The sequence below is a fragment of the Candidatus Nealsonbacteria bacterium genome (genome assembly GCA_019923625.1).
In the GTDB taxonomy this organism is placed as follows: Bacteria; Patescibacteriota; Minisyncoccia; order Minisyncoccales; family RBG-13-42-11; genus JAHXGN01.
The window spans coordinates 2767-13127 of sequence record JAHXGN010000014.1; the positions used below are offsets into that span (position 1 = coordinate 2767).

At 39.9% G+C, this 10361-nt stretch carries 6 protein-coding genes and 2 rRNA genes; 1 reads left to right on the forward strand and 7 read right to left on the reverse strand.

Going from position 1 to position 10361, the window contains the following annotated elements:
- The 7 genes from KY055_02205 to KY055_02235 all read right to left on the reverse strand — a co-directional run.
- On the reverse strand, positions 1–635 hold a 635-nt coding region (locus KY055_02205; GenBank protein MBZ1345421.1), incomplete at its 3' end, for a rod shape-determining protein MreC.
- 148 nt (positions 636–783) lie between these two features.
- Positions 784–892, reverse strand: a 5S ribosomal RNA gene (gene rrf / locus KY055_02210).
- A gap of 58 nt (positions 893–950) precedes the next feature.
- Positions 951–5523, reverse strand: a 23S ribosomal RNA gene (locus KY055_02215).
- A 455-nt stretch (positions 5524–5978) separates the two neighbouring features.
- On the reverse strand, positions 5979–8045 hold the full coding sequence (gene fusA, locus KY055_02220; protein MBZ1345422.1) for an elongation factor G: 2067 nt from the start codon (positions 8043–8045) through the stop codon (positions 5979–5981).
- 223 nt (positions 8046–8268) lie between these two features.
- A complete protein-coding gene (gene rpsG, locus KY055_02225; protein MBZ1345423.1) occupies positions 8269–8703 on the reverse strand; it encodes a 30S ribosomal protein S7 in 435 nt (144 codons plus the stop codon).
- Positions 8704–8707: 4 nt separating this feature from the next.
- Positions 8708–9118, reverse strand: coding sequence for a 30S ribosomal protein S12 (gene rpsL, locus KY055_02230; protein MBZ1345424.1), 411 nt, complete (start codon positions 9116–9118; stop codon positions 8708–8710).
- 158 nt (positions 9119–9276) lie between these two features.
- Positions 9277–9891: a site-2 protease family protein gene (locus KY055_02235; GenBank protein ID MBZ1345425.1), complete on the reverse strand. Its 615-nt coding sequence runs from the start codon at positions 9889–9891 to the stop codon at positions 9277–9279.
- A 92-nt stretch (positions 9892–9983) separates the two neighbouring features.
- On the opposite strand from KY055_02235, the gene KY055_02240 reads away from it, so the two are divergent.
- Entirely contained in the window at positions 9984–10172 is a 189-nt protein-coding gene (locus KY055_02240) for a 50S ribosomal protein L28 (GenBank protein ID MBZ1345426.1), read from the forward strand.
- Positions 10173–10361: the final 189 nt, after the last annotated feature.

Here is a 10361-nt window from a genome sequence, read left to right on the forward strand (position 1 = left end):
TGCAAAAGACCTTTTGCTTCCCCTACTTTATTGTTTATTTCAGGATTTGAAAAATTCGGAAATAAAAGCTTAACATCAAAAGAAATCTCTTGATGGGAAAGAAGCATTACTTTTGAGAAATCGGGAAAAACTCGGCTAATTTTTCCGCAAAGAATTTTTTCCTCAGTGATAACGGGAAAACCAACCTGAATGCCGTCTTTTTTTCCCTTATCAATTAAAATAAAGTCCTGGGAAATGTCTTTACCAATAACATTGGAGAAAGTCAGTTTAAATTCTTTTTCCAAGCCGATGTTTAACGCTTCCCTTAAAATTTTATTTTCTTTTTCCAGGTCCAAAAGAGCGAAATTTCTGGCTGTTAATTTTTGGATTTCTGATTTTAATTGTTCCTGTTTTTTTATTAAATCTCGGGCTTGAAAAATTCCTTCAGAAAAATCGGAAAGAGCATCTCCGGCATACCATAATCCTTTTTGAATCGGGGAAGAAATTAGATAAAAAAAGTTTTTTACTTTTTGAGAAAATTCGGTTAAATTCAAAACAAAAAGAAATGTAATTAAAAAAACTGAAATGAGTCCGATTTTCAATGGGGTTTTCAATGGAGTTTTTAATGGAGTTTTTAATCGGAAAGGAATTTTCATCTTGTTTTATTATATCTTTTTATTATTTCTTTTTCAACAAAAAAACCCTTTTTCAAAAGGGTTAGTCGGCGGGGCTGGACAGGTGTTAGACACCGAATGTCTAACATGTGCGGGACTGGCGCCGGGCTCTGCTTTCTCTTAAATACAAAAGTGGGGACTACCTACTTTCTCGCCAAAGCAATATCATCGGCCTTGAGGAATTTCACGATTCTGTTCGGTATGGGAAGAAGTGGAACATCCTCAGTATAGTCCCCACCTTTATAGCTAATGTGTAAAACAAATTTCGTCTTTTTTTATTATAGTTATTAATTACTGACCAAGAGATTATACGATTTATTAGTACTGCTCGGCTCAAAGCATTACTGCTCTTACACCTACAGCCTATCAATCCCGTCATCTGCGGGAAATCTTAGAATCCTAATCTTGGAGCCTGCTTCGCGCTTAGATGCTTTCAGCGCTTATCAGTTCCCGACTTAGCTACCCAGCAATGCTCCTGGCGGAACAGCTGGTACACCAGAGGTCAGTTCTCGGAGGTCCTCTCGTACTATCCGAAAGTCCCCTCAAGATTCAAAACGCCTGCGGTAGATAGGGACCGACCTGTCTCACGCATATTTTTCTTTTGTTACCAAAAGTATGGACTATATCACCAACCTGTTAAATTACCATTGGCACTATTTAACAGGTGACCGACGTATTATGGAAGGTAAAACTTCCATCTTTCCGATAAAATCGGAAAAGTCTCTACGGGGCCAATAATCCTTTTTTTCTTAAAGTTTTCTCAACTTCTAAAGAATCAAGAAATCCAGCGATGTAATCTTTTTTTTCTTTAGAAAGTTTCATTATTAAGAAAGATTATGGCTTCCCTCGATATTATCCTAGCAGACGACAGGTTATAATGCAAGGATTTCATCGATATTAGTCGGTTTTGCTCGTGGAATTACTTCTACGAGCCGCCATTTTTGACGGTCTGAACCCAGCTCACGTATCTTTTTAATGGGCGAACAGCCCAACCCTTGGGACCTTCTCCAGCCCCAGGATGTGATGAGCCGACATCGCTATGTCGGTATTTTTCTCCTTTTACAAGGAGGATCGGACTATATCTTCACCCACCGAGCTCTCGCGAAGCGAGAGCGAAGGTCGAAAAGAGAACGAAGTTCTCTTTGAGTCAGTGGGGTTGGCGTATTATAGCAGTTTAAACCTGCTATCCCTCAGATATTTCTGAGAAGTCTCTACGGGGTATAACCCAATTTGTAATGCATTGAAGGAACAAGAAATCCTCCAATTATTATCGATCTTTGAAGTTGGGTTAAACTTCCCACGGTATTGTCCATAAAGTATTGATTCATTATACCATATGGAGTCCACCGTTATAAGCCAGATTTTTAATATGGCATTACTGCCATAGCACCCCGATGTTTCTACATAAGGTGCCGAACAGGGCCGTTGATGTGGTCTCGCGGGCCCTACTAGCCTGTTATCCCCGGGGTAGCTTTTGGTTGATGATCTTCCACGGTTCTATTAACCATGGTCGGTTCACTAAGTTCCACTTTCGTGCCTGCGCGAGTTATCCCTCTTGCAGTCAAGCCGGCTTGTGCCTTTACACGACCGGTCCGATTTCCATCCGGACCTAGCCGACCTTTAAACGCCTCCATTACCTTTTAGGAGGCAAGGGCCCCACTTAAACTACCTGCCAGACACTGTTTTTCGCTCCTCACTACTGTTCGTCGCTCAATATAATCCTAATCAACTGATTTATCCGAATACTCCTAATAATATTCGGGGTATTCGGAACATTCGGATGTCATTCGTAGATTGGAATCGCTAGCTCCGAACAAAAGTGAGGAGCGGAGTTAGAACCAAGATTTTGAAAGAAAGGTGTTTCATTGGCGACTCCAGCCAGACCGAAATCTGACTTTCAAAGTCTCCCTTCTACACTACACATTCAAAGCCAAAATTCAATATCTGGCTATAGTAAAGCTCCCGGGGTCTTTTCGTCTAGCCGCAGGTAACCGGCATCTTTACCGGTATTGCATTTTCACCGAGCTCCTCGTTGAGACAGTTCCCAAGTCGTTAAGCCTTTCATGCGGGCCGGAACTTACCCGGCAAGGGATTACGCTACTTTAAGACGGTTATAGTTCATGTCATCTTCTGTGTCGCCACAGAGCATGGGCCATATCTTCACCTCGCTATGCGAGGGCCTGGCGTATAGTCTCTGAGGATTCTTCTAATAAGATTCAAGAATTTCTATATTTGTGTATTTTCTTTTTCTACTGACCACCATTAAATCTCTCAATTTTAAGATTTTATTCATTCCTTTTTTATTTAGATGTTCTTTTTTCTTAACGATTGACAAGATTTTACAGAAAATACCGAAATATATCTTTTTGTTTGAACGGATATGAAAATTCTGAAAGAATGGAACAATTATTTCTGAAAGGTCTTTCACGCTTCTTGTTTCAAAATAACAAATACCGTCTTTTCTATATCTAATAATCCCACAACCTAAAATTTTTCTAAACAAATGGGGAATTGTGTCATCTTTCTGGGAAATATTAAACGATAAACTGATTTTCCAGCCATGTTTATAGTCTTTCTTTCTATTAACCACAGACACATTGAAACTTCCTTCTCCATCAGCAAAACCGCTCAAATAATAACCTATTTCTTTAGAAATTTTCTTTATCCTATTAGGAGTCTTTCCTGCTGATTGACCGCAATTAGACATTTTTACTACCATTAATTAATTTTATCAAATTAACGGCGCGTAGTCTAATATACCCGGTCTTCCCAGCAAACAGCCAAGTTTTTTTACCCTGAATTACTTCAGGGGGCGGCAACTACTTTTTGTGTTTACCGCCGACGTTTACTCGTAGCTTAGCTCGGTTAGCTTCCACCTTGCGGCAGAAACCGCCAAGAATAACACACGAGCACTGGTCAGGCCTCAGCCCCTATACATCCTGTTTCCAGTTAGCAGGGACCTGTGTTTTTGATAAACAGTCGCCTGGGAAACTTTCGCTGCGTCCCCCACCACTTTGAACTCAATTCTTGCAATTAAATCAATTTTTGGTTTTGCGTTTGAATCAAATACAAAGTGGTGAGGGAAACCCATCTCGCGAACTTATGGGTAGTTTTTTTGCCGAGTTCCTTAACAAGGTCTCACCCGTTCACCTTAGCATGCTCTGCCCACCCACCTGTGTCGGTTTGCGGTACGGAATCCGTTAAATAATATATTTCAAACTTTTCCGGGCAATCTGATTCTTGAAACGACAGATTACTCTGCCTCGGAATCCAATAACCCTTTCAAAAATTTTGACTGCGTCATTTGAGGTTTATTTAACGGATGGGCCGGAATATTAACCGGCTGTCCATCGGTTTCACCCTTCGGTTATGCCTTAGGACCGCCTAACCCTTAGCTGATTGTCATTGCCAAGGAAACCTTGGGTTTACGGTGTATCGCGTTCTCAGCGATATTGCGGTTACTTATGCCAACATTCTCACTCCCCAACGCTCCACCCGATGCCTTTCGGCCGGGCTTCAGTGCGATGGAGACGCTCCCCTACCACCACCACGCCTCGCTATGCTCGGCGGGCGGAATTTTCAATTTTCGAATTTTCAATTACCCGAGCGAGGCGAAGCCGAGCTCGGGGGGGTTCGCTGAACTTTGTTCATCTCACGCCCCTCGCTTCGCTTGGGCAGATGAGACGAAGTCTCAGCGACCTTCAATCAATGCTCAAATTTTCAAACTTAATTCATTGAAAATTAAGAAATTGAAAATTGATTGAAAATTGGTAATTGAAAATTTGTAAATTCCATGCCGAACGTAGTGAGGCATGGTGGTCCTTATCTTCGGTACTGAGCTTTAGTCCCGGAAATCTTCGGCGCAAAATTCCTTAATTAGTAAGCTATTACGCACTTTTTAAAGGATAGCTGCTTCTAAGCTAACCTCCTAACTATCTTTGGAATTTCACTTCCTTTTTTACACTTAGCTCAAATTTAGGGACCTTAGATAAAGATCTGGGCTGTTTCCCTTTTGACTATGGAGCTTAGCCCCCACAGTCTAACTGCCCTTCACCTTTTAATTGCGGCATTCGGAGTTTAGTTAAATTACCTAGGTAAAACCCACGATAATTCATCTAGTGCTCTACCTCCGCAAAAATGAAGGACGCTAGCCCTAAAGCTATTTCGGGGAGAACCAGCTATTACCAAGCTCGATTAGCTTTTCACTTCTTACCACAGCTCATCCCAGAGTATTGCACGGCTCACGGGTTCGGGCCTCCTCTCGACTTTCGTCGAGATTCACCCTGGCCATGGCAAGCTCGCCTGGCTTCGGGTCCCGAGCAGATAGCGCTGTGAAAAATCACAAATGCGCTTTTAACACTTGCTTTCGCTGTGCTTTCGGGGCAAAACCCCTTAAACAAGCTATCTACTCGGACTCGTTGGCTCGTTCTGCAAAAAGCACGCCGTCACCAGCCGCATCTCGCTTCGCTCGATGCGTCTGGAATTTCTAATTTCTAATTTCTAATGACTAATAAAATCCTAATGACAAATGGCTAAATGACTAAAAAAATAATTAGGCATTGGACATTTTGACATTAGACATTTATTAGAAATTAGTAATTAGTTATTAGACATTCCGCATCGAACAAAGTGAGATGCGGTGTATTGTTTTCTTTTCCTCCGCTTACTGAAATGTTTTACTTCAGCGGGTTCGCTCCCTCCTAAAAATTTAGGCGGGTTTCCGAAGTTTACACGGCAGGGTTTCCCCATTCGGAAATCCCCGGATCAAAGGTTGGTAGCCACCTCCCCGAGGCTTATCGCAAGCACCCTACGTCCTTCATCGCCTTAATCTCCCAAGGCATCCTCCATCTACTCATAATTTTATCTCTCGGCCAGTAATTAATAACTATGTTTTATTTTGTCTCAATAATTACCTACTTTTTACTAAATTTTCCTTATTAAGTTTTCAATGTTCTCTCCGTCCAATCAAAAATCGCTTCTGGGGAAGCGATTCTGCGATACCAAAAAAATTGCAGAAATTAACCGCTTCCTTTATTTAAAATGGTTTCCATTTTTCTCATAACCTAACTCAATTTTAACAAATTAAAACTTCTTGTCAAGCCCCTGCGCCAGACTTGTCGTAGTAATATGATAATTTCATATTTCACTAAAATGAAATACACGGGTGAAACCCGTGCATCTTTTATCTTTCCCGTTTACAGATACACGGGTGAAACCCGTGTATTTCTTTAAATTTTAAAGTTCGGGTATGAAATTTCTATTTTGCTCGTACTATGAAATTTCTAAATTGCTCATTGTTCATTGCTCATTGTTGGCTGTTCGTTTTCATCTTCTTTTCCCCTCAATAATTTCTTGAGCAATGTTCTGCGGCACTTCTTCATAATGGTCAAATTCCATTGTAAAAGTTCCCCTACCTTCTGTTAATGACCTTAAAGTTGTCGCATAACCGAACATTTCGGCTAACGGTATTTTAGCCGAAATTATTTTTAAATTCAATCTGTCTTTGGTTTCTTCAATTTTACCTCTTCTGGCCGCCAAGTCGCCGATTATATCGCCAAAAAAGTCAGCCGGCCCAATGACTTCCAGTCGCATTATCGGTTCTAATAAAATCGGTTTGGCTTTTTTGGTCGCGGCTTGAAGAGCAATTGAACCGGCAACCTTAAAAGCAATTTCAGAAGAGTCAACTTCATGAAAAGAACCGTCATATAAAATTACTGAAATATCAACCATCGGGTAACCGGCCAAGACCCCTTTTTCTGTTGCTTCTTTAACTCCTTTTTCTACTGCTGAAATAAATTCTTTGGGAATAATTCCACCTTTAATTTCATTGATAAACTCAAAACCCTCTCCCCTTTCTTTTGGTTTAATTTTCAGCCAAACATGACCGTATTGACCCCGACCGCCCGATTGTCTGATATATTTACCCTCAGAGAAACTCTCGGTTTTGATTGTCTCTTTATAGGCAACCTGAGGGCGACCGACACTACCCTCCACTTTAAATTCTCTCTTCATTCTTTCGGTGATAATTTCCAAGTGCAGTTCTCCCATTCCGGAAATAATTGTCTCGCCGGTTTCCAAATCGCTTTTAATTTTAAAAGTAGGGTCTTCCTCAGACAATCTTTTTAAAGCCGAGCCCATTTTTTCTTGGTCGGCTTTGGTTTTTGGTTCAATACGAATGGAAATTACCGGTTCTGGAAAAGTAATTTTTTCCAAAACAATGGGATAATTTTCATCAGATAAAGTATGACCGGTGCCGCTATTTTTAAGACCAACAGTCGCAGCAATATCACCGCTAAAAACTTCTTCTATCTCTTCTCTTTCTTGAGCATACATTCTGACAATTCGACCGATTCTTTCTTTTTCACGGCTGGTTGAATTTAAAAGATAAGAGCCCTTTTTAAAATAACCCGAATAAACCCGGAAATAAGTTAAACTTCCGACATAAGGATCGGCCGCTATTTTAAAAACCAGGGCTGAGAATGGTTCTTCGTCTTCCGGTTTTCTTTCAATCTCTTGACCGGTTTTTGGATCAATTCCTTTAATTGGGGGCAAATCAGAAGGAGCCGGCAGATAATAACAAATTCCATCAAGCAGGGATTGAATTCCTTTATTTTTAAGAGCTGCTCCGCAAAAAACCGGAATAAGTTTATAATTTAAAACCGCTTTTCTCAAGGTCTTTCTCAACTCCGGTAAAGAAATTTCCTGCTTAGCGAAATATTTTTCCAATAACATTGAATCTTCGGCTACAATTTTTTCAATAAGTTTTTCTCGCCATTCTTTTGCTTTGACCAATAGGTCTTGAGGAATTTCTCCCTGCCCCGTTAGATGTTCACTATCTAATGGGGTCTTTTTGACTATCTGACCAAAGTCGCCTTCAAACTTCAGGGCTTTCATTTCCAATAAATCAATTACTCCTTCAAAATTTTCTTCCTCACCGATTGGAATCTGAAGGGCTACTGCATTGGGAGATAGTTTTTGCCAAATTGATTCTAAACTTCTTTCAAAAGAAGCTCCCATTCTATCCATTTTATTAATAAAACAAATTCTGGGGACATTAAATTTATCGGCTTGGCGCCAAACCGTCTCTGATTGGGGCTCAACTCCGGCTACCCCATCAAAAACAACCACTGCCCCGTCTAAGACCCGCAAAGACCTTTGAACTTCAGCCGTAAAATCAATATGGCCGGGAGTATCAGCAGCCGTAATAGTAATTCCCCTTTCTCTTTCCTGCTCCATCCAATCCATAATTGCCCGGCCATCATGAACCTCGCCAATTTTATGAGAAATTCCCGTATAAAACAGAATCCGTTCGGAAACGGTTGTTTTGCCGGCATCAATATGAGCAATAATTCCAATATCTCTATATTTTTCAATGGGATATAAACGCGGCATAATCCTTAAATTTCTAATATCTAATTTCTAATTTCTAAACAATTTTCAATGACTTAATTTTCAATTAAAATCGCTAAAGTGAGGCAGTAAAGTTTTCATGGTAAATTTCGCAGGCGGCAAAGCATGGTTCCCGCAAAGCGGGATTTGCCGCCGAGAATTTAGATAGCTAAATCGCGCTGGCGATTTAGACTATCGGTACCTGAAAACTTTATTGCCGAACGAATCACCAAGCGAAGTGCGCAAAGGCGCGATTTGCTTCAGCCATGCGATGGGTATCTTCTTTTTTCTTTACTGCCGAGCCAATATTATTGGCGGCATTAATCAATTCTTCGGCTAACTTAATTTTTGTTGACTTGCCCTTTTTTGCCCGAACAACATTTAAAATCCAGCGCATGGCTAATGCCATTCCTCTTTCAATCGGAACCGGTTTTGGCACCTGATAAGTGGCGCCCCCTATTCTTTTTGACTTAACCTCCAAAAGCGGCTTAACATTTTTCAGGGCTAAATCAAAAACTTCCAAAGGTTCTTTTTGGGTTTTTGTTTTAATAATATCTTTTTTCCCCCGCCTCATTACCTGATTGATAAATTTGGCAATAACGACATTATCATAAAGAGAGTCGGGAGAAATAATTTTTTTTTCTTTTTTTTTGCGGCTCATTGAATTATTTTATTTTTTTAGTTCCGTACTTACTTCGTTCCTGCTTACGGCCTTCAACCCCTACTGTATCCAATGTTCCCCTGACAACGTGGTAGCGCACTCCTGGTAAATCCTTGACCCTTCCGCCCCGAATCAAAACTATTGAATGCTCTTGTAAATTATGACCTTCCCCGGGAATATAAGCGGTAACTTTCATATTATTAGTCAGTTGTACTCGGGCAACTTTTCTTAAAGCCGAATTTGGTTTTTTGGGGGTAACCGTAAAGACCCTTAAGCATACCCCTCTTTTAAATGATGAGGGATATTTAACCGGCCGGTTTTTCCGGGAGTTAAAACCAAAAACCAAAGCCGGCGTTTTTGTTCTTTTTTTGATTTTTTTTCTTCCTTTTTTAATTAGTTGATGAATTGTCGGCATATGAAGAAATTTATTTATTTAATTCATCTCCGCCCCTTCGCTCGGCTTCGCCTCGCTCGGGTAGTCGCTGAATAGTTGGCATATGGTATAAATTTATCAAATAAAAATCATAATGTCAAAAAAAGGCGCCGCTAAACGTCCTATTCAAAAATAAAATGTCAAATGATGAATGGTTGACCGGTGATTAAATAATAAAGCAGTATTGCTCCTTGGAATATCCGGCCTAGACCAAAAAAAATAAAAAAAATCAAAATAAAAAATCCGTATTGTTGCAAAAAAAGTTTAATTTCGGAAAACTTTTCGGGTAAAAAAGTAAAAAGAATATGAGAGCCGTCAAGTGGCGGCAAAGGAATTAAATTGAAAATTCCCCACAAAAAATTGTAAATGACGATAATGCTAAAGAAAAATAAGAACGGTTGAGGTAAGTTCAAAAATCTAATTGAAAAACCGAAAATAAGAGCGATTAAAAAATTAACAGCCGGACCGGCAATTGCCACCTTTAACATCCCCCATTTTTGGTCCTGAAAATTGTAAGGATTAACCGGTACCGGTTTTGCCCAGCCAAAAATTGGACCCCGTCCCTGAGTCATTAAAATTAAAAATAAGGGAAGTAAAATTGTTCCAAAAAAATCAATATGTTTTAAGGGATTTAAAGAAAGACGTCCGCTATGTTTAGCCGTGGAATCACCCAAATGATAAGCCATGCTGCCGTGAGCTACTTCATGAATAACGATTGAAAAAAACAAAACAATTAAAATAAAAATAATTTCCATAAATATTTAACTATACTATGGCTTGAAAAAAAATAAAAACTTTGTTAAAGTAAAAAAACAAATAAATATATAGATAATATATAATAAGTTTTATGAAAAAGCAATGCTTTTTTTGCGCCAAGAAATATAATCTAGTTTGGCGAAGAGTAAAACTCAAAAGCAGATATAATCCGACTGCCAAAAGAAGGCAAGAACCTAATTTGCAATGGGTGAAACTATCCTCTGGGAAAAGGGTTTTGGCCTGCGCAAAATGCATTAAAACGATGGGAAAAAGGAAATGAAATACCGGGCTGTAGTATAAGAGTAGTATACCATCTTGGGGTGATGGCGGTCCCGGTGCAACTTCCGGGCAGCCCGACCAGTTATAATTACTAAACAATACTCAAATCTATTTTGAACGGACGCTTGTGTCCTGACGGGCAGAAATCCCGCCCAACGTTTCCACTCGCCTAACCGCTGAACAAAACAGA

Excerpts from the sequence above, each read along its gene's own strand:
- KY055_02235 (MBZ1345425.1), bottom strand. The coding sequence starts at position 9,891 with ATGGAAATTATTTTTATTTTAATTGTTTTGTTTTTTTCAATCGTTATT.
- KY055_02240 (MBZ1345426.1), top strand. The coding sequence starts at position 9,984 with ATGAAAAAGCAATGCTTTTTTTGCGCCAAGAAATATAATCTAGTTTGG.
- fusA (MBZ1345422.1), bottom strand. The coding sequence starts at position 8,045 with ATGCCGCGTTTATATCCCATTGAAAAATATAGAGATATTGGAATTATT.
- rpsG (MBZ1345423.1), bottom strand. The coding sequence starts at position 8,703 with ATGAGCCGCAAAAAAAAAGAAAAAAAAATTATTTCTCCCGACTCTCTT.
- rpsL (MBZ1345424.1), bottom strand. The coding sequence starts at position 9,118 with ATGCCGACAATTCATCAACTAATTAAAAAAGGAAGAAAAAAAATCAAA.